Origin of the sequence: Rufibacter sp. DG15C (assembly GCF_001577755.1) — a bacterium.
Classification (GTDB): domain Bacteria; phylum Bacteroidota; class Bacteroidia; order Cytophagales; family Hymenobacteraceae; genus Nibribacter.
Genome location: NZ_CP010776.1, coordinates 1,146,544 through 1,167,459 on the forward strand (window position 1 = coordinate 1,146,544; position 20,916 = coordinate 1,167,459).

The 20,916-nt window shown below is 49.8% G+C and carries 19 protein-coding genes; 8 read left to right on the forward strand and 11 right to left on the reverse strand.

All coding sequences use genetic code 11. The annotated features are described in order from the left end of the window. Window positions 1–203: 203 nt before the first annotated feature. The 6 genes from TH61_RS04790 (at window position 204) to TH61_RS04815 (ending at window position 6,317) form a co-directional block, all read left to right on the forward strand. Window positions 204–755, forward strand: a complete 552-nt coding sequence (locus TH61_RS04790) for an NADH-quinone oxidoreductase subunit C (protein WP_066506529.1) — start codon at window positions 204–206, stop codon at window positions 753–755. Continuing rightward, window positions 752–1,225 (forward strand): hypothetical protein, encoded by a 474-nt coding sequence (locus TH61_RS04795; RefSeq protein ID WP_066506531.1) that lies wholly within the window; start codon window positions 752–754, stop codon window positions 1,223–1,225. The genes TH61_RS04790 and TH61_RS04795 overlap by 4 nt, the downstream gene beginning before the upstream one ends. 55 nt (window positions 1,226–1,280) lie before the next feature. Next, window positions 1,281–2,489, forward strand: a complete 1,209-nt coding sequence (locus TH61_RS04800) for an NADH-quinone oxidoreductase subunit D (protein WP_082780296.1) — start codon at window positions 1,281–1,283, stop codon at window positions 2,487–2,489. A gap of 129 nt (window positions 2,490–2,618) precedes the next feature. After that, the gene (locus tag TH61_RS04805) at window positions 2,619–3,347 is read left to right on the forward strand and encodes a WG repeat-containing protein (protein WP_197464094.1); all 729 of its coding nucleotides are present in this window, start codon (window positions 2,619–2,621) and stop codon (window positions 3,345–3,347) included. A gap of 269 nt (window positions 3,348–3,616) precedes the next feature. Next, a complete protein-coding gene (locus tag TH61_RS04810; RefSeq protein ID WP_066506542.1) occupies window positions 3,617–4,417 on the forward strand; it encodes a phosphatase PAP2 family protein in 801 nt (266 codons plus the stop codon). A gap of 388 nt (window positions 4,418–4,805) precedes the next feature. Beyond that, complete coding sequence (locus tag TH61_RS04815; protein WP_066506545.1) at window positions 4,806–6,317, forward strand: NAD(P)H-hydrate dehydratase; 1,512 nt, start codon at window positions 4,806–4,808, stop codon at window positions 6,315–6,317. A 66-nt stretch (window positions 6,318–6,383) separates the two neighbouring features. Here TH61_RS04815 and TH61_RS04820 read toward each other — a convergent pair whose 3' ends face one another. The 11 genes from TH61_RS04820 to TH61_RS04870 all read right to left on the reverse strand — a co-directional run bounded on the left by TH61_RS04820 (window position 6,384) and on the right by TH61_RS04870 (window position 15,728). Next, window positions 6,384–7,232 (reverse strand): UbiA family prenyltransferase, encoded by an 849-nt coding sequence (locus tag TH61_RS04820; protein ID WP_066506548.1) that lies wholly within the window; start codon window positions 7,230–7,232, stop codon window positions 6,384–6,386. Window positions 7,233–7,404: 172 nt separating this feature from the next. Continuing rightward, on the reverse strand, window positions 7,405–7,968 hold the full coding sequence (locus TH61_RS04825) for an inorganic diphosphatase (protein ID WP_066506550.1): 564 nt from the start codon (window positions 7,966–7,968) through the stop codon (window positions 7,405–7,407). Between the two features lie 48 nt (window positions 7,969–8,016). Next, window positions 8,017–9,687: an alkaline phosphatase PafA gene (gene pafA, locus TH61_RS04830; RefSeq protein WP_066506552.1), complete on the reverse strand. Its 1,671-nt coding sequence runs from the start codon at window positions 9,685–9,687 to the stop codon at window positions 8,017–8,019. Between the two features lie 201 nt (window positions 9,688–9,888). After that, on the reverse strand, window positions 9,889–10,779 hold the full coding sequence (atpG, locus tag TH61_RS04835; RefSeq protein WP_066506553.1) for an ATP synthase F1 subunit gamma: 891 nt from the start codon (window positions 10,777–10,779) through the stop codon (window positions 9,889–9,891). A 69-nt stretch (window positions 10,780–10,848) separates the two neighbouring features. Beyond that, window positions 10,849–12,432 carry a F0F1 ATP synthase subunit alpha gene (atpA, locus tag TH61_RS04840; protein ID WP_066506554.1) on the reverse strand — a complete coding sequence of 528 codons (1,584 nt, stop codon included), beginning with the start codon at window positions 12,430–12,432 and terminating at the stop codon, window positions 10,849–10,851. 2 nt (window positions 12,433–12,434) lie between these two features. After that, entirely contained in the window at window positions 12,435–12,992 is a 558-nt protein-coding gene (gene atpH, locus TH61_RS04845; protein WP_066506561.1) for an ATP synthase F1 subunit delta, read from the reverse strand. Window positions 12,993–13,060: 68 nt separating this feature from the next. After that, complete coding sequence (locus TH61_RS04850) at window positions 13,061–13,558, reverse strand: F0F1 ATP synthase subunit B (RefSeq protein ID WP_066506563.1); 498 nt, start codon at window positions 13,556–13,558, stop codon at window positions 13,061–13,063. A 120-nt stretch (window positions 13,559–13,678) separates the two neighbouring features. Continuing rightward, complete coding sequence (gene atpE / locus TH61_RS04855; protein WP_066506565.1) at window positions 13,679–13,936, reverse strand: ATP synthase F0 subunit C; 258 nt, start codon at window positions 13,934–13,936, stop codon at window positions 13,679–13,681. A 36-nt stretch (window positions 13,937–13,972) separates the two neighbouring features. Further along, window positions 13,973–15,055, reverse strand: a complete 1,083-nt coding sequence (gene atpB, locus TH61_RS04860; protein WP_066506566.1) for a F0F1 ATP synthase subunit A — start codon at window positions 15,053–15,055, stop codon at window positions 13,973–13,975. Between the two features lie 43 nt (window positions 15,056–15,098). Further along, complete coding sequence (locus TH61_RS04865) at window positions 15,099–15,482, reverse strand: hypothetical protein (protein WP_071887779.1); 384 nt, start codon at window positions 15,480–15,482, stop codon at window positions 15,099–15,101. A gap of 3 nt (window positions 15,483–15,485) precedes the next feature. Beyond that, complete coding sequence (locus tag TH61_RS04870; protein WP_066506571.1) at window positions 15,486–15,728, reverse strand: AtpZ/AtpI family protein; 243 nt, start codon at window positions 15,726–15,728, stop codon at window positions 15,486–15,488. A gap of 380 nt (window positions 15,729–16,108) precedes the next feature. On the opposite strand from TH61_RS04870, the gene TH61_RS04875 reads away from it, so the two are divergent. After that, window positions 16,109–18,613, forward strand: coding sequence for a tetratricopeptide repeat protein (locus TH61_RS04875; protein ID WP_157600558.1), 2,505 nt, complete (start codon window positions 16,109–16,111; stop codon window positions 18,611–18,613). Window position 18,614: 1 nt separating this feature from the next. Continuing rightward, entirely contained in the window at window positions 18,615–20,912 is a 2,298-nt protein-coding gene (locus TH61_RS04880) for a penicillin-binding protein 1A (protein ID WP_066506575.1), read from the forward strand. Window positions 20,913–20,916 lie beyond the last annotated feature (4 nt).

Consider the following 20,916-nt stretch of genomic DNA (forward strand, 5'->3'; position numbering starts at 1 on the left):
GCAAGCCGCAAACAGTTTAAATGAAGGATATTATTACTCCACTACAGATACTCTAGAGTTTCAACAATTTGAAATAGGCGATTCAATTATTAAGAACGCAAGCGAACTCACCTACAGAATCATTAAAAAAGATACTATCATCACCAGAGTTCATAATAACAGCGCCACTTGTCCTATGTTCGTCTTCAAATAACTGTTGTTACATGACCTTCGCAGAAATCAAAGACTTGCTTCTTTCCCGGTTCGGGCCAAACATGATTTTGGGCGAAGAGATGCATCCTTTGCAGAGTTATGCGTTGGTGGCCGTGTGGGCCTTGCCCGAGGTGGCGGAGTTTCTGCATGACCAGGAGCAGACCTATTTTGACTTCCTCTCCTGCCTCACGGGCGTAGACAACGGACCAGAGGCGGGCACCCTGGAAGTAATTTATCACCTCTACTCCATCCCGTACAACCATCATTTTGCGTTAAAGGTACAGGTACCCCGCAATCTACCCGACCAGCACCTGCCCGCCGTCCCCACGGTGAGCCATGTGTGGCGGTCAGCGGATTGGCATGAGCGCGAAGTCTATGATTTGGTGGGCGTCTCGTTTCCAGACCACCCAGACCTGCGGCGCATTCTGTGCGCGGCCGACTGGGAAGGACATCCGCTCAGGAAAGATTACGTGTGGCCGGCCACCTACCATGGCATCAAGGTGCCTTATGACCGGCACAATGAAGAGAACGGTGTTAAAAACGATTGGAATCTACCCTCATGAGAAAGATTAGAAATATATTCGATTTTCTGGCCCTGCTGTTTGGCGTGAGAACCAGAAACAACTTTGAAGGCCGACGTGGCTTTTGGAACAGCTTCACAAGAACCTTGGGACCCGTCATTCGCCTGGCCATGATTGTACTAGTAGGCGGCTTTGTGCTGATGTTGTTAGTCTACGCTTTGACTTACAACATGGTCAAAGAACGAAACACCTCGCTCAAACTAAACCGCCTAAGCGGACAGATTGCCCAGTATTACCAAACACGGGCTATGCTTCCGGCGCACTTAAATGAGGTAGTAGCCAATGACCCGATGATTAGAAACAACACCTATGACAGCTGGGGCAATCGCGTGGTATATCAACCTATGTTGCCTAACCTAGGCTTTAAACTGACATCGGCGGGCAAGGACCGGAAGATTAACACGGATGATGACATTGAACGGCTGGTCACCCAGGCACGCTCGGTGAACTAGCTGTTTCCGTTTTTGCCTTGTTTTCCAGAAATTAGCCTAAAATCACTAATTCCCTTTGGCCACCACCACGCGCTACACAGAGTACCTGCTTCAGTCTGAACCCAACAAGTTTGACGTAGACGGCCTGCAACACGGCGAACTGCTCTTGAACATGGGCCCCCAGCACCCGGCCACGCACGGCGTTCTGAGGCTGGAGGTGGTCACGGACGGCGAGCTGGTGGTGGAGGTGGTGCCGCACATTGGCTACCTGCACCGCTGTTTTGAGAAACACGCCGAGGCCCTGGCCTACCACCAGACCATTCCGTACGTGGACCGCATGGACTATCTAGCCGCCATGAACTCTGAGCACGTCTGGTGCATGGCTGTGGAGAAGATGCTGGGTCTGGACGGACAACTGCCCAAACGTGTGGAATACATACGCGTGCTGGTAGCAGAGCTCAACCGCATTGCCTCGCATTTTCTGGCCATTGGCACCTATGCCATTGACATTGGCGCCTTCACTCCGTTCCTGTGGCTGTTGCGCGACCGTGAGCACATCCAGCGCCTGCTGGAGTGGGTGACGGGCGCGCGCATGCTCTACAACTACATCTGGATTGGCGGTCTGTACTATGACCTGCCTGTGGGCTTTGAACAGCGCTGCCGCGAATTCATCATGTACCTCCTGCCCAAACTCACAGAACTAGACACACTTCTGCTTCAGAATAAAATATTCATTGACCGCACCGCCAACGTGGGCACTCTGCCGCTGGACGTGGCTATCAACTACGGGTGCTCGGGCCCTTTGCTCCGTGGGTCTGGCCTTCGGTTTGATTTGCGACGGGTGGACGGTTATTCTGTCTATCCAGAGCTGGACTTTGACATTCCCATTGGGCAGGGCTTGGCCGGCGCCGTGGGTGATTGCTGGGACCGGAATTACGTGCGCGCGCAGGAATGCCATGAGAGCATCAAAATCATCTCTCAGTGTTTGGACCAACTAGAAGGAGACCACAAACGCACCCCAGACTTCGACCCGCAGGCCCTATGCCCCAAAAAGATACGACCGGCGGCACAGGACTTCTACTTCAGGGCAGAAACCCCGCGTGGTGAATTAGGCTACTTCTTTAGAACCACCGGTCGCACCGATGTGCCGTTCCGGTGCAAAGGCCGTTCACCGTGTTTCTCTAACCTTTCTGTGTTGCATGAAATCAGCAAAGGCTGTATGGTCTCTGACCTCATCGCCATTGTAGGTTCAGTGGACATTGTCTTGGGTGAGTTAGATAGGTGATAACTATGGCGCACCTCTTAATTCAGTTTATCACTTAAGTACATGACATAAAAAAGAATGAGGAGGGTCCTATATTTACTTCTTTACTTTATCGTCTCCTGTAAAGCGCCAAGCCAGGAAGATGTAGCAATGCGTCCAATCGGCGAGATAAAAGAGACGGTCTATATCTATGAGGAAAAGGGAAAGGAAGGACTTTCTGACTCCATAGGTAATATCATTCTGCCGGCCCAGTTCGACTATATCCAAGACTGGCAAGAATACGGGTTCATCTTGGTAGATTCAGGAGGCAAAAGGGAATACAATGATTACAAATTCAACAAATACGGTCTTATTAATGCAACTGGCAAAGTGCTGTTCAGGCCACAGTTCGATTATGTTTTAGTGGATGACTATTCCGCCTTGGTGCTTAAAGACTCTTTGTATGGATATGTCGATACCACAGGAAATTGGCTGATTAAGCCTAAGTTCAAACATGCCGTTCCATTTTACAGGGGAACTGCTGTTGTGGAGATAAAAGGAAAATATTACATGATTAATAAAAAGGAGGAGTTGATTTCCGCCATCCCATTTGATACAGTTTGGGGATTCAAGAACGGCGTCTCCGTTGTCGGAAAAGGCAATCAATATGCTTTTATTGATTACAAAGGTAAACTTTTCTCATCTTTCAGCCGAAGCGGCATATCAGAGTTCAAATGGTACCATGGCCAGATAGAGAGAGATGGCAAGTGGTACGTTATTGATACGACAGGGCAAAGAAAAATCAAGAATGGGTTTGACTTGCTCTCCATAGAGCATAAGAAAGGAAAGATTTATGCAGAGGGAGTTATGGACGGCAAAAAAGCGAGAATAGAGCTATAAAACTACGCCACATAACACTGCATAAATTTCAAGGTTCTGCCAGCTGCATTGCCACCTCCAGCACAAGACCTTATTCCCATCTCTATTTGTGACGATGTAAAGAATGCTTTCTGTTTTCCTTCTATTTTCTGAGAAACAGGCCAAAAATGATTCTATTCCTTTCTAATTCAGTAGCTTGCGCACCGCTTAAACAAATTTGGGATTACTTTTGTGAATTCTCTTGTTGGCTTGTGCGTTATGTCTCTGTTTCACCAAAAATCAAGAAGCGTTTGAATCTCAGAAAATATGTAGCGGTCCCGCTCCTGTCCTTGAGCCTTTTGGGCAATGTGCAGGCGCAGCAGGTGACCCCGCCCGTTGAACTTTCTAGTTCTTCTGTTTCTATCCTCACCAGGACAGACTCTCTTCATAAAATAGAGCAGAAGCGTAGCAATAGACAGTTTTTGAAGAAGGCGGTTCTGCCATCGGCTGTCTTGGTGGCGGCTGGTATCTATACCATCAAAGACAACGGTTTCTACAGCAGCTATGACGCCAAGAATGACGCCCGAACAGAATTCCCCAGGTTCAGTACTAAGGTAGATGATTACCTTTTCTTCGTGCCTATTGTAGGGCTGTATGGGTTCAACCTGTTCTCCTCGCAGAACAAGCATGACATTAGGCGCCAGACCGGTTTGCTACTGGCCTCGGGAGCTCTAACAACGGCCATTGTCTATCCTACTAAAATTTTGTCTAACCAGACCCGGCCCAATGGTTTGCCACGGGCGTTCCCTTCGGGGCATACGGCCTACGCCTTTACCATTGCCACCATTGCAGACAAAGAGTTCAGAGACAAGAGCCCTTGGATAAGCGTGGGCAGTTACACCATTGCCTCTGCCACAGGCGTGATGCGCGTCTTGAACAATGAGCACTGGATGTCTGACGTACTGGCCGGCGCCGGAATTGGAATCCTATCTGTAAACACGGTCTATTGGCTTCATGACAAGTTTGCCAGAAACAAAGGCCTTAATGCGACGCTGGCACCCACCGTCTTACCCAACGGCGAAATGGGCATGGGGCTGGCCGTAAAGTTTTAATTGATTATTAATTATTGATAGCTGATTGTAAAAGAAGGCAATCAGAAGAAAAAATCCGTTTTTGGGCTAGTTTGGTGAAAACAGCCCGAAAACGGATTTCTTCTTTTACTGGAGTTGGGAAAGGACTTGGGTTGAGAGAGGCTGATAGGGTTGTTGGGACAATACCAACAACGGCGGCTAGAATGGAGGTGGGCACTAGCAATGGGCTACGCCTAAACTAATCATGGGCGTACTTCCATCAGTTCTTCGTCTAAGAAGCGTATTAATAGAAGCATTCAAGACGACTCTCTTTCTATATGCCTTTTCTCCAGCACCATGCTTTTTTCTGCACGTAGAATAAGGTACATAACCTCTACTCTTCCCAGCAATTGACAATCAACAATTCATTATGAAAATCCTTTCCGCCGCCCAAACCCGCTCCGCTGATGCCTACACCATTCAGCATGAGCCTATCACTTCCCTGGACTTGATGGAAAGAGCATCGGGGGCATTGGTGAAATGGCTAACGGCCAGGTATTCTCCAGCGGTGCCGTTTGCAATCTTCTGCGGACCGGGCAACAACGGCGGAGACGGACTGGCGGCGGCCAGGCTTCTGCACAACAGCGGCTATAACGTGCAGGTGTTTCTGGTGGAAGAGGCCGGTCAGACCAAATCTGAGGATTTCAGCCAAAACTTAAAACGGCTTCCGAAGGAAATTCCCCAGCACTCCATCCAATCCATAGAAGATTTGCCTAATGTATCATCTGATACCGTTCTGCTGGATGCGTTGTTTGGGTCTGGCTTGTCTAGGCCTTTGCACGGAATTTATGCGCAGGTGGTGGAGAAGATGAATCAGTTTGGCGGCACCGTTATCTCCGTGGACATCCCTTCGGGGCTTTTTGCCGATGAAGGTTTGCTGCAAGACAATGCCGTGGTACATGCCACGCACACCGTCACGTTTGAACAGCCCAAATTATCGTTCCTTTTGCCTTCTTCGGGCATATATGTGGGCAAATGGCATGTGGTGCCCATTGGCCTCCACCCAGCCTTTTTACAGGAGGTTTCTTCACCTTATCAATTTCTCACGCCCGCTTTTGTAAAGACCATTCTTAAGCCACGCCAGAAATATGCCCACAAAGGCACTTATGGCCACGCCCTGATTATTGGCGGAAGCTACGGTAAACTGGGAGCGCTTATCCTGGCTGCAAAGGCGGCCTTGCGGGCTGGCGTGGGATTGTTGACCGTGCAGGTTCCGCAGGTGGGCTATAGCATTGTACAAACCGCCGTACCCGAAGCCATGGCCCTCACAGACGCCCATGACCTGCACTTCACGCGGTTTACCGGTCAGCCAGACGCCTATGCGTGCTTGGGCATTGGCCCCGGCCTGGGACAGGCAGAAGACACCCGACTAGCGCTGGAGGTATTGTTTAGACACCATCTTCCGCCGCTGGTCTTGGATGCCGATGCCCTCAATCTATTGGCCGCCGACCGTACGCTGCTCAGAACCCTACCCGAAGGAAGCATTTTAACCCCGCACCTAAAGGAATTTGAACGTTTGGCTGGCCCCGCCACGGATGATTTCCATAGACTGCAGCTGCTCCAGAGTTTCTGTCATGAACATAAATGTTACGTGGTTTTGAAAGGGGCGCATAGTTGCGTGGGCACGCCTACCGGTGAGTTCTACTTCAATAGCACCGGTAACCCGGGCATGGCCACCGGGGGCTCTGGCGACGTGCTCACAGGCATCCTCACGTCTTTGCGGGCCCAAGGCTACACCGCCTTAGAAACATGCCTGTTGGGCGTCTATCTGCATGGCTTGGCCGGGGACTTGGCTGCGCAGGAAATGGGACAGGCTTCTTTGGTTGCCTCAGACCTTACTGCTTTTCTGGGGAAAGCCTTTCTAGCCTTGCAGGCGTCCTGAGATTGAAACGCATTTTTGGCTTGTTTTCTGGAAACCAGGCCAAAAACGATTTATTGTGCAGGAAAGTCAAATCAAAAGCCAGACCAGCAGAAACTGCAGCAGCATCATGCCATCGGCTAGAATCAGGAAGTAGTAATAAGACCGTTTCTCATGGGCGTTCCATACTACCCAGGCAGCCGCAACCGCAGATAGCCCCAAGGCAATGCGCACCGGCCAGCTAACGCTTGCGGGCAAAAGCAGGGCGAAAAGCAGCAAGGCCATCAGCGCCAGACGTTTGGTTCTGGCAATTCCCCACATCCCCGGAAACGTCACCGTCCCCGTCAGTTTATCCTTCTGCATGTCCCTGATGTCAAATACCAGCGTCAAGGCAAAGATGAACAGGAAGCGGCGCACAAACAGGATAAGACTGTCCGCGGCAAACAGGTCGCGGCCGGCTTCCATCTGCGGCAATTGCACCGTGATGGCAGACCAGACGTAGGCAATAAGAAATACCTTTAATAAGGGAACATCGCGCAGCGGAATATAGCCTTCTCGGTCTGGCAACACGGGGATGGAATATACGCCCGCCACCACCGCCAAGTGCAGCATAAACCAGAAGCTCAACTCAAAGGCGGCGGTCCAATACAACGTAAATACGCACATGGCGCTGGTGGCGGCAATGGCCATCAAGACCAATCTATTTTTCTGCACCCAGGCCATGCGCGGCGTGAGCGGCACGTCCTGGTTGAACTTGTAGGGCAAGAGGCTGTCTGCGTTGTAGACAAACAGCGTGGCAAAGAACGCCATCACCCCTAACCTCACAGAGATGGGCATGCCGTTGAGCAAATAGGTCTCCCATACCAACGCCGTTGCGCAGATGGCAATGAAAAAGTTACTGAACAAGAAGAAATCCAGAATTTTCTGAAGGAGGCGCATTGATCTGGTTACGGCAAGAATGAGTCCGTATGGCAAGATACGTTGCAGATGAGAAACCTGACAACATGTTCAAAAATCTCTTTCGTTTTTGGCCTCTTTTCTGGAAAACTGGCTAAAAACGAAAGCGCCGCTCCCTTTGCAGGAAGCGGCGCTTTTGATGAGTACTTACAAATTACGCGTCGTTGCGGAAGGTGTCATTGTAGAGCTTGATGCTGTCTTCAATGATTCTGTAAGCGTCTTCACGGCCTAGGAAGTTCTCTACCACTACTTGCTTGTTCTCCAGCTTCTTGTAGTCTTCAAAGAAACGCTGAATCTCTAGCAAGGTGTGCGGCGGCAACTCAGAGATGTCATTGATGTGCTTCACAGACATGTCATTGGCAGCCACGGCGATGATCTTGTCATCTTCCTCGTTGTTGTCAATCATCTGCATCACACCAATCACCTTGGCATCAATAAGGCACATAGGAGCCACGTCAATAGAGCAGAGCACCAGGATGTCCAAAGGGTCTTTGTCATCACAGTAGGTCTGCGGAATGAAGCCATAGTTGGCCGGATAATGCACCGCTGAGAACAACACGCGGTCCAGTTTCAAAAGGCCGCTTTCTTTGTCTAACTCGTATTTTGCTTTGGATCCCTTCGGGATTTCAATGATACCGGTTACTACTGCTGGCGCTTGATCGCCGTATTCAACATCATGCCAAGGGTTGCTGGCTGTTTTTTTTGAGGTTTCTAACATATGTACTTTAAATTCTATTCTATTTTTATCGTTTTGCGCAGAAACAGATTATTTCTGCATGTATTGCTGTAAGGCTTTTCCGGTGGTGCCGTTGGGCTCTTGAATGTTCAGCCAGTTGGCCAGGCTTGGGGCAATGTCTGTGATTTGGCTTCTCTGGGAACTCTCACCCGCCGGTATCTGCCAGCCGTACCACAGCAGCGGCACATGGGTGTCATAGGCCCAGGGACTTCCGTGGGTGGTGCCTTTCGGTTCGCCGCGTCCGTAGCCTTCATACCAGCCGGGCTGCAGCATCACCATCACATCACCTGAGCGGTAAGGCATATAGCCGTTCTCTACCAGCATGCCTACGCCGCTCTCCCAATGAGACTTCATGAGGGCATCAGAGGTGATACAACGTAAAACACCCGGGAAACGCTGCATAAATCTTGCAGTTTCTTCCTGAATGGCTATTAAGTCTACTTTCTTGCTCTCAATGACCGCGTGGTTCAGGTACACTTGCTGGTTAAAGAAGCTGGACACCCATTCTGCCGCGCCAAATTTCTGATTCAAATGCTTCTTAAGAGAGTCTGTCATCACAGCGCCGCCCGTGGTACCCGCCGGAATACGCAGGCTCTTCAGATAATTAGGGTTGTGGGCCGCGCCATGGTCTGCCGTTAAGAAGATGAGCACATTCTCCTTGCCTAGGTGACCGTCCAGGAACTTGAGGAAATCAGCTAAGTCCTTGTCCAAACGCAAATAGTTGTCTTCTACCTCAATGGAATTTGGACCGTATTGGTGACCAATGTAATCTGGCGAAGAGAAGCTCATAGCCAGAAAATCTGTTACTTGTCCTTTCCCTAGATTTTCAGCTTTAATGGCCTCAATGGCGAAGTCCTTGGTGTAAGTATTCCCGAAGGGCACCGCCCGCAGCAAATCAAAATTCTTGCCGCGCAGTTCTGGTAAATTATGCGGGAAAACCGGTTTCTTCTCACCGGTGAACAATCCTTCAAACAGCTGGTCATCAGCGGTACTTTCGGTGTATTGTTCTATAGGCAACAACGTCGTCCACGGCTGGCTTAGGTATTGGTCAGCTAACTTGCGGTTGTTGAAGGCCTGCACCCAGGTTGGCAATTCCTGCATGTAATAGGTGCTGGTGATCATGTTGCCGTTAGTGCCGTCAAACCAATAAGCAGCGTTGGCGGCATGTCCGGCCGGCAGAATGGACCCACGGTCCTTCAGGCTCAAGCCAATCACTTTGCTCTTCTGGTTAGTGGCCAGTTTTAGCTCGTCCGTGATGGTGGTAGAAATCATGTTCACCGGCGACATCTGCCCGGCGGCGGAAGTAGAGCCTACTGACTGTACCGTCTTATCCTCGGCGCAGTAGATGTTCTTACCCGTAGTTCTGTTGTACCAATCATTGCCTACAATGCCGTGCATAGCGGGCGTGGTGCCTGTGTAGATAGACGCGTGGCCCGGTCCCGTGTACGTGGGCACGTAGTTGTAATGGTTGTTTTTGAAATTGAAGCCTTCGCGCAACAGCCGTTTGAAGCCGTCATTAGAGTATTTGCTCCAATAGCGGTACAGGTAGTCATAGCGCATCTGGTCCACCACAATCCCCACTACCAGTTTAGGCTGGGCTGGTAGATTTTTGCGAGAACGGTTTCTCTTCTGCGCCTCCGCAGAGAAAGACAACAGCAAGAAGAGAAGAACCAGGGGGAAGTTGAAAAATCTTCTTTCCATATAAGTGGAGGTTGATTGGCCGTTTTTGGGCTATTTTCCAGAAAACAGGTAAAAAACGAAGCAAAGATACCTGTGCTTTGCATTTGCACTGTCTCTTCTGCTAACGTTTTACAAATGATAACCTTACGGTAACACGCACCGCTTTAAAATGCGAAACGCCCATCTTTCTGGATGGGCGCCGCAAATATGGGTGAAAGTAGCTTATCTGCTGGCCGCGAGCGCCTCTGCACCACCCACAATCTCTAGGATTTCTGTGGTAATGGCCGCTTGACGCGTTCGGTTGTAGGTCAGTTTCAATTGCTTCAAGAGCTCACCGGCGTTCTCAGTGGCTTTGTCCATGGCGGTCATACGAGCACCGTGCTCAGAAGCGTTAGACTCCAACACCGCTTTGTAGATTTGAATCTTCAAAGACTTAGGAATCAACTGCTCCACAATCTCTTCTTTTGAAGGCTCAAAGATATAGTCAGAGTTGGCGTTGTTGGCCGTCTCTTCTTCAGTCTTCTCAGGGATTGGCAAGAATTGCTCTGTGCGCACAATCTGGGTAGCCACGTTCTTGAACTCGTTGTACACAAGATCAATGCGGTCATACTGACCCAAGATGAAGCCTTCCATGGCCTGCTCTGCGGCAACGCGTACGCGCTCAAAGGACAGGTTGTTGAAGACCGTAGTATAGTCACCGGCTAGCGTGTAGTTACGCTTGGTAAAGAACTCATGTCCTTTTTTACCAATAGCCATAATCTCTACGTTGCCGGCGGCTTCTTGTGCGCTGTATCTTTCTTTAATCAAAAGGTTAGCCGCTTTCATCACGTTAGAGTTGAAAGCCCCGCACAAACCGCGGTCAGAGGTCACCACAATGATCAATACCCGCTGCACATCACGCTTCTGCGAATAGATATTAGTGTCTGACTCTGCATTTACCGTAGAGACGTTAGACAAAATACTGTTCAAGCGTTGTGCATAGGGACGCATACGGATAATGTTGTCCTGTGCTCTTCTCAACTTGGCCGCCGCCACCATTTTCATGGCTTTGGTGATCTGTTGCGTAGACCCAATGGAAACAATTCTATTGCGTACTTCTTTTAAACTAGCCATTAATAGTTAGTCAAATATGAACAGAGAAAGAAGAGCCTGCCGGGTGGGCAAAGCTCTTCTTCTGTTGAGTTAATTTTTACGATATCTGGCAGTGATGTCACGGGCCACTTGCTTCAGCTCGTTGGTCACGTTGTCATCAATCTTACCAGCTTTCAAGGCATCCAATACCGGACGGTGCTGTGCGTTCATGGTCATCAAGAATTCTTTCTCAAAGGCACGAACTTCGTTTACTGGCACATCATCAATCAGACCGTTGGTACAGCAGTAAATCATAGCTACCTGGTCTTCTACAGATACTGGAGAGAACTGTGGTTGCTTCAATACTTCTAAGTTTCTACGGCCACGCTCAATGGTCAACTTAGTAGCGGCATCCAGGTCAGAACCAAACTTAGCGAAGGCTTCCAATTCACGGAACTGCGCCTGGTCTAGTTTCAAGGTACCAGCCACTTTCTTCATTGACTTGATCTGGGCGTTACCACCTACACGTGATACCGAGATACCTACGTTAATAGCCGGACGGATACCAGAGTTGAACAAGTTGGTCTCCAAGAAGATCTGACCGTCTGTGATAGAGATCACATTAGTTGGGATATACGCAGAAACGTCACCAGCCTGCGTCTCAATGATTGGAAGAGCGGTCAAGGATCCGCCACCTTTCACCAAGTGCTTGATAGACTCTGGCAAGTCGTTCATGTCTTGCGCAATAGAATCAGAAGCGTTGATTTTAGCCGCACGCTCTAACAAACGAGAGTGAAGGTAGAATACGTCACCTGGATAGGCCTCACGTCCTGGAGGACGACGAAGCAATAGAGACACCTCGCGGTAAGCTACAGCTTGCTTAGACAAGTCATCATAAACTACTAGTGCAGGACGACCGGTATCACGGAAGAACTCACCAATAGCAGCACCTGTAAACGGCGCGTAGAATTGCATTGGAGCAGGGTCAGCGGCAGGGGCGGCAACTACTACCGTGTAACGCATGGCGCCACCGGCTTGTAGAGCGTTCACAATCTGTGCAACCGTAGAAGCCTTCTGGCCAACCGCTACATAGATACAGAATACAGGCTCACCTCTGTCAAAGAACTCACCCTGGTTGATGATGGTATCAATGGCCACGGCAGTCTTACCTGTCTGACGGTCACCAATGATCAACTCACGCTGGCCACGGCCAATCGGAATCATAGAGTCAATGGCTTTGATACCGGTTTGCATAGGCTCATTTACCGGCTGGCGGTAGATTACACCTGGTGCTTTTCTTTCAATCGGCATCTCATATAGCTCACCCACCAAAGGACCTTTACCATCAATTGGCTGACCCAAGGTGTTCACTACACGACCTACCATGCCATCACCTACGCGAACGGAGGCAATTTTATTTGTTTTCTTTACAGTATCGCCTTCTTTAACGTTGCTGTAGTCACCCAACAATACCGCACCCACATTGTCTTCCTCTAAGTTAAGAACAAGGGCCTGCAGACCGTTTTCGAATTCTAACAACTCACCAGATTGTGCCTTGGATAAGCCGTAGATACGAGCAACACCGTCACCAACTTGCAAAACAGTACCAACTTCTTCTAGTTCAGCCTCTGTTCTGAAGTTTGACAGTTGTTCTCTTAATATCGCTGATACTTCATCAGGTCTAACTTCTGCCATGATTATAGTTTAGTAATGTATGGATTTTCTTTAAACTTATTTTTCAACTTCTGCACCTTGGCGCGGACTGTGTTATCAATCTGCTCATCACCAACGCGCAATACGTACCCGCCTACAACGGCTGGGTTCACCACTTCTTTCAAGTCTACTGTCTTGCCAGAGCGCTCTCTCACCATGTTCTGGAAAGTAGCGCGCAGCTCATCAGTTAATGGCACGGCAGTGGTCACCGTTGCTATTTGAATGCCTTTGACTTCATTGTACTGGGTCACAAACTCTGTGGCCACCGTTTCTAAAATCTTCTCGCGGTTCTTTTGAGTAAGAATCTTGAAGAAGGCAAGGGTCAACTCGGTTACCTTCCCTGAGAAAATAGAGGTAAGGATGGCAAGTTTCTTATCGTGTTTTACTATGGGGTTTTGCAACACCAGGTGCAAGTCGCGGGTCTCGGCAACAGCTTTTGTAAATAAAAGCATGTCTGCGTACACCTGCTCTAGCTGGCCTCTCTCATTGGCTAGCTCCAACAGCGACTTGGCGTATCTGGAGGCAACTCTAACGTCTGACATCTCTCTAGCGTGGTTTAAGGTTCAGGCTTCCTTTTCAATGGGCGGGAAGCGGCTCGCCTTTACCGGTCTTAGCTTAAGTTGGCGTCCTGTAGGTAGCTTTGCACCAGCGCACGTTGCGCCTGCTCGTCTTGCAACTCGCGGTTCAACAGCTTCTCAGCGATGTTGATAGACAAGGTAGCCGCCAGGTTTTTCACCTCGGTCAGGGCTGCTTGCTTCTCATGACCAATCGCCTCACGGGCGTTCTCAATCATGCGCTGTCCTTCTTCAGTGGCTTTAGAACGAGCTCCTTCTATTAGAGAGTTAGCCGTTTCTGTGGCTTCTTTCAAGATGCGCTCACGCTCTACGCGGGCTTCGTTTAAAAGACGCTCGTTGTCTGCTTTCAAAGACTGCATCTCCAGTTTGGCTTTCTCAGCCATCTGCAAGGCGCTGTCAATAGATTGTTCACGTTCGCGCAAGGCGGCCATGATAGGCTTCCAGGCAAACTTAGACAATAAAAACATCACAATCAGGAAGGTGATTGCTTGCCAGATAAGTAGCCCTAGATTTGGAGTTACTAATGGATTCATTTCTTTCTATTTAAAGTCTTGGAGGGCAATCCCTCTAATAACGCATATACTCTACCCACTCCTTTTATCACTTCATCCCGTCCAGACCAATCGTCAGGACGGGAGAAGGATAGAATCATCTTACTTGATGAAAGAGATCAGAAGGCAAACAACCACCCCGAAAAGGGCAACACCTTCAATAAGAGCAGAAGCAATAATCATTGCAGTCTGGATCTTACCACCGGCCTCAGGTTGTCTTGCAATAGACTCCATGGCTGAACCACCGATTCTACCGATACCAAGACCAGCGCCAAGAGCAACTAAACCAGCACCGATACCGGCACCCATAATCGCAAAACCTGCGCCTTCTGACAAAGCTTGAAGCAATAATGCTAACATAATTGTAGGTATATATAGTTAAAAAAGAAATTCAGATTAATGGTGTGCGTCCACTACGTAAGGAGCATCGCCGTGGCCCATGTCATCATGGCCGTCATGTTCTTCTACCGCACCACCAAAGTACATGGCAGACAGCAGGGTGAAAATGTACGCTTGCAGTAAAGCCACAAACAGCTCCAAAAAGTTCATGAACGTGGCAAAAGCAACACTCACCGGACCAATGGCCACAGACTTGAAGATGAAGATCAAGCTAAACAAGGAAAGGATAATGATGTGACCCGCCGTGATGTTGGCAAAAAGTCGGACCATCAAAGAGAACGGCTTGGTAAAGATACCAATCACCTCTACTAATGGCATGATGGGAATACCCCACTTCAACCACCACGGAACGCCCGGCGTGTTGAAGATGTGACCCCAGTAGGATTTGTTACCACTGAACACCGTGATCAACAACGTGAATACAGCCAAGATCAACGTCACCGTGATGTTACCAGTTAAGTTGGCACCACCTGGCAAAAGACCCAATAGGTTGTTAAACCAGATAAAGAAGAATACAGTCAATAAATATGGCATGTAGCGCTCATACTTAGGCCCGATGTTGGTTTTTGCTATCTCGTCTCTTACAAAGATAATGATGGGCTCAAAGAAAGACTGAAGACCTCTTGGCGCTCTGCCTCTATTCTTTTTGTAAGCGCCTGCAATAGACATGAACACTAAAAACAGCAGCAACACACTTAACAGCATAGAAGCAACGTTCTTAGTGATAGACAGGTCAAAAGGACCCACGTGCTTCTCCTCGCCGTTCACCAATTCAGTTCTTGGATGACCGTTGGCGTCTGCGTAATAGATGTGACCATGCTCCATCACATAGCCTTTGTAAGGCTGCAACTCATGGTTGGCATTATAGAAGTTAGCAGATGAGAACACATCCCATCCGTTTTCACCTTTTACAATTACTGGCAAGGGAAGCACCAGACCATCAGCGAAATGCCATGTATAATCATCACCAATGTGGTGCATAATCATGTCGCCGGGCTTGAATTCTCCACCCTCAGTAGATTCTGCCGCCTGGGCTGAAAAAGTAAGAATAGAAAGCAGAAAAACGAATATCTTCTTCATTAAGAGCGGTTTAAAAGTAACGTGCCTTAGTTGACACATTCCCCTAGATTTGCTTTTTTGAATTTTGGCGCAAGTTACTCAACAATGAGTAGATTTCAAATCCAGTGTAAATAAAATAAAGCACGAAAAAGTTGAACACGAATTGGATTACCCGCTCCTCATTGAAATATCTATATATAAAAATTGCTATAATCACGAACACCATCCGCACCCCCATGGAGGCGTAGTAGTAGGCGTGCAAATGCTCTTGATCATGCTTTAAGCCCATGTGCGCCACATAATGGGCAAAGCCGGTCACAAAGACAAAGAAGCCCACCATCCACCAGATCAAGGGATGGATAAACTCGTTTCCGGTAAAAGCGATGAAACCACTGGCTACTAGCACCACCAATCCGGTGATCAAAACCAGTCCTCTAATAAAACCCACGCGTTAATCTTTTTTAGTCAGGGAGACAATGACCAGGTACATGGACGCGGCAATGGCCACCAACAGCAGACCCAAGGTCCACCACGGCGTGTCATTGCCAAAATGCGCATCCAGCTTGCGTCCGCCTAAGGCGGCCAGCACCATGATGCCTATCATCTGAAACGCCAGCCCAGAATACTTCAGGTACGGCTTGGCTGCCTGTGATTCTTGCCGTGGCTTCTCGGTTGGTTTATTCTCTGGCTCCATAGGTCGTTGATTGAACAAAGGTACAAAAGCATCTTATAAGGTAAGGTCTTGTAAATCTTCCGTTTTTGGCCTATTTTCTAGAAATCAGGCCAAAAACGCCTCGGGCATATCCATCTGCCGCGCCTGTGCGTTATCTATCTACCGGGCATTTGCGTACTAGGGTAGCATGAGCCCAAAAAAGCGTAAGTTTGCTATATAGCAATTCGCTCTTTCATACGTCCTTCTGGTGTAAGAAAGGCGGTTTGCCGGTAAAATAAATCTAACCCTGCACAGTTCTACTGTTGTTCCAATACTCCTATACGTTGAAGCTGACGCGTTTCTTTGTCTATTTCCTTCTGCTTGGCCTGCTGGCCGGCTGTTCTTCTGAGAAGAATGGCCCCATGAGCCGTGCCTTCCGCAACCTGAACGCCCGGTTCAACGGCTACTTTCTGGCCAGGGAGAAGATGCTGGAGATTGAGAACAAGCTGGCTGCCGCCAACGTCAACGATTACAACCGCATCCTGGACGTGCTGCCGCCCATAGACACCACGGTACTCAGAACGCTTCAGCCAGACCTGGACGAAGTCATCAAACGCGCCTCCTTCCCCATTGCCCGCCATCCCAAATCCAAGTGGATAGATGACTGCTACGTCTTGATAGGGAAAGCCCGTTATTACCAAGGTGAGGAAGCCGAGGCCATCAAGACCTTCAGGTACGTGCAGTCCACCAGCAAGGACCCCAATGCCAAGCACGCCGCGCTGGTCTGGCTTATGCGCACATATTTGAGGGCCAAAGACTATGACAACGCCTCCTCCATCTCAGAGCTGTTCAGAAATGAGCGCATGAACGAGGACAACGGCCGCGAGTTACTCTTGACCAGAGCCCAGCTGGCCAGCGAGCAGAACAACCTGCCAGACATGATCGCCAACCTGGAGAACGCCTTACCATTTGTAGAGCAGCGCGATGAGGAGTCAAGGGTACGGTTCATCTTGGGGCAAGCCTATCAAGCTACCAACCAAGATGCCAAAGCCTATGAGCAGTTCTCTCAAATCCTCAAGAAAAGGCCGCCCTATGAACTGGGCTTCTACTCCAAGCTGAACCAGGCGCAGGTCACTGAACTAAAGGACGCCACCGACCAGGACAAAGTAGAAGGCTTCCTGAACAACCTGGCCGAGGATGAGAAGAACCGCGAGTACCTGGATAAGATCTACTATGACCTAGCCCGTCTGGAGCTGAAGCAAAAGCAGTACCCGGCGTCTTTGGAGTACCTAGGCAAGTCCACCAAAGCCGCCACCTCTAACCGCACCCAGAAGGCCTACTCCTATCTATTAGCGGGACAGATTCATTACGAGCACCTGCAACAGTACAAGCTGGCCCAAGCCTACTATGACAGCACCTTGCAGTTGCTGCCGCAGAACACCCTGGGCTACGAAGAGCTGGCCGACAGACGTACGGTCCTCACCGCCTTTACGCAGCAACTGGAGATCATCAGGACCGAGGACAGCTTGCAAGCCTTAGCCCAATTGCCTGCTGCCGAACGCACCCTGCGCATTGCCCAGCAGCTTGAAAAAGAACAGCAGGCCTTGACTGCCGCCGAATCTGCGCCAGCCGCTGCCAGAACTAGCGCGGGGACGTCCGGCCCACCACCAGCCGGAGGATTTGGCGCCGCGGGCGGCACCTGGTACTTTGACAACCCGGTGGCCATGGCCGGCGCTAGAAACGACTTCCTGCGCGTATGGGGCGAGCGTCCTTTACAAGACAACTGGCGCCGCACCACCGCGCTGTCCATGAGCGGCGGCCAGCCAGCCGATGCAACCGTGCGCCCAGCTGTGGACAGCACCGCCTTGGCGACGGCAAACGCCCAAAAGCAGGAAGCCTATTTGCAGGCCATCCCGGTCACCGTGGAGCAACGCCAGGCCTCTGACAAGAAGGTGGAAGAGGCGCTGTTCACCTTGGCCAATATCTATCAGCAGCGCTTGCGCGAGCCGGAGCAAGCTACCAAAACGTTCCAGCAGTTACTGCAACGCTTCCCTAACTCAGTGCATGCCTCTGAGGCCTATTATGGTCTTTACCTGATTGCGCAGGCCCAGAAGCAACCCGAACAGGCCGCCCAGTTTGCCAAAGCCTTAAAAGACCGCTTCCCTAACTCCAAGTACAGCCGCCTCATTGACCAACCAGACTTCCTGAATCAGTTCACTGCCGAGAATGCCGCGGCGCATGCCTTGTATGATTCGGCGTACCAGCTGTATGATGAGGAAAAGTATGCGCTGGCTTCTGCTGTTTTAGGCGAGATTTCGCAAAAATACCCCGGAAATGACATTCCTGACCAGGTCACGTTTTTACAGGCTTTGATTACGGGCCGCACCCAGTCACCCGCGGCGTTCAAGTCGGCGTTGGAGGCTTTCCAGCAGCAATACCCAGACAGTCCCTTACAACCAAGAGCCAAGGATTTGCTGAGTCTGCACCAGCGCCTGGAAAGCGGAGAACTAAACAAAAAACCAGACCCTGTTCCAGTGGCACCGCCGGTGGTTGAAGCTCCCAGCTACAAGGTAAATATAGCCGCACCGCATGCCTTTGTCGTTTCTTACCCCAACGACAGCCTGGCGGCGCAAAAAATGATGGCTGCTTTTCAGCAATACAACACGCGATACCACGCCAAAAAGAACCTGACTATCCAAGTCATCCCGCTTACAGACAGCACTAGGCTTCTTGTGGTGCAGCCGTTTGCCGACTACAAAACCACCGATCAATTCTCCAGGTTGCAGAAAGCCCGTAACTCTCCCTTGGTTACCGTAAAAGGCCCGAAATTTGCTACCTTTGTCATATCTGCAGAGAACCTGCTGTTGCTGCAACAGCTCAAGGACTTGCCTGCGTATTTAGCCTTCTTTGAAAAAAATTACCAATAGTATGTTCTCGTCGCCTAATAGCACGTTCCGGAAAATTATTTCGGCGCTGTGGCTTTGCTTTGCTGGAGGATTCATCTTCTTCGTCCTATACGTTTTTGCGGTAAGCATCAACTTTCTCAACCTGTTTGGAGACCTTCCGGACCTTAAGGCCCTGGAGAATCCCAAAAGCGAACTCGCCTCTGAGGTGTATTCAGAAGACGGCGTGCTGCTGGGAAAATACTTCAGGGAGAACCGCAGCCCGGTGACCTATGAACAACTGCCCAAACATTTGGTAGACGCGTTGGTGGCTACAGAGGATATTCGGTTTGAAGAGCACTCCGGTATTGACTTTAAAGGCACCCTGGCGGTACCGTATTACCAATTGACTGGCAAGCAGGACCGGGGCTCCAGTACGCTTACCCAGCAGTTGGCGCGTAACCTGTTTAGAACCCGCAGTGACTTGAACGACGGTCTGTTAAGCAGCGTACCCGGTTTGCGCATGCTCATCATCAAGACCAAGGAGTGGATCATGGCCATTAAGCTGGAGCGCTCTTACACCAAGAAGGAGATCCTCTTGATGTACCTGAACACCGTGGATTTTGGCAGCAACGCCTACGGCGTGAAAGTGGCCGCTAAAACGTTCTTTAACAAAGAGCCTGAGCAGTTAACTTTGGAAGAGTCAGCTACTTTGGTAGGCGTCTTAAAAGGTCCTTCATTTTACAGCCCGGTAAGCCAACCAGAGCGCTCTAAAGCCAGACGCAATACGGTGCTGGACCAGATGCTCAAGTACAATTACATTGACCAGCCAGCCTACCAGGCCAGCGTAAGTAAACCCATGAAACTGGACTTCAATGTAGAAAACCAGAACAAGGGACTGGCGCCTTACTTCCGGACGGAGATGGGCAAGTTCCTGACCAAATGGGCCAAGGAGAATGGTTATGATCTGTACTCAGACGGGTTGCGTATCTATACCACCATCAATTCGCGCATGCAGAAGCACGCCGAAGACGCTGTGGAAGACCACATGAAGGCCATGCAGAAAATTTTCTTCCAGCAATGGAAAGGCAAAAACCCTTGGATAGACGAGAACGGCAAAGAAATCAAGAACTTCCTGGCCACCCAGATAAAACGCACGGCCCGTTACCAAAGCTTGAATGAGCAGTATGACGGCAACGAAGATTCTATCAAGTACCACCTGACCAAGAAAATACCTATGCGCATCTTCTCCTGGAAAGGTGAGATTGACACGGTCATGAGCCCTATGGATTCGCTGCGGTATTACAAACACTTCTTGCACGCGGGCTTTATGGCCATGAACCCTTTGAACGGCCACGTGAAGGCTTGGGTGGGCGGCACTAATTACAAGTACTTCAAGTATGACCACGTGCAGCAGGGTGCCCGTCAGCCGGGCTCTACCTTTAAGCCATTCGTTTACACCGCCGCTATTGAGGCAGGCTACTCTCCTTGTTATGAGGTGGTAGATGCACCCGTAACCATCATCAACGAAGACGGTGTGCCGTGGACTCCTAAAAACAGTGAAGGCGTGTACACGGGTCGTAGGTATACCTTGCGTGAAGCCTTAGCCCTTTCAGTGAATACCATCACTACCTTCTTAATGAAGAAGCTGGGTCCCGAAGCGGTGGTCACTACTGCCCGCCGGTTGGGCATCACCACGCCATTAGAGGCTGTTCCTTCTTTGGCTTTGGGGTCTAGTGATGTAACCTTGTTTGACATGGTGGGCGCGTATGGTACCTATGTTAACAAAGGCGTCTGGACGCAACCACAATATATCCTTCGCATTGAAGACAAGGCCGGTACCGTAGTACAGGAGTTCGCACCTAAGACGGTAGAGGCTTTAAGCGAAGAAACAGCCTACTTGATGGTGCACATGCTGCAAGGCTCCGCAGACACGCGCGGGGGTACTGCCTATTATGGCCTAAGATTCAGGAATAACTTAAAAAACGAGATTGGTGCCAAGACCGGTACTACTTCTAACTACTCTGATGCATGGTTCATGGGTATTACGCCTGACTTGGCTGCTGGTGTCTGGGTGGGCGGCGAGGATCGTAGTATCCACTTCAGGAGTGCCGCTTATGGACAAGGGAACAAGTTAGCCATGCCTATCTATGGAGCCTTCATGCGAAAGGTGTATGCTGACAAAGCGTTGAACGTCTCTAAGGCGCCTTTCCCTAAACCAACTACGCCTTTGTCAACTAATATCAACTGTGGGGCTTATAATACAACACCTGCGCTCCCTGATTCCGTAAAACAAGACCAAGTTTTAACCGTTCCACAAAACGTAACGGAAGAAGAGTTTTAAGGAA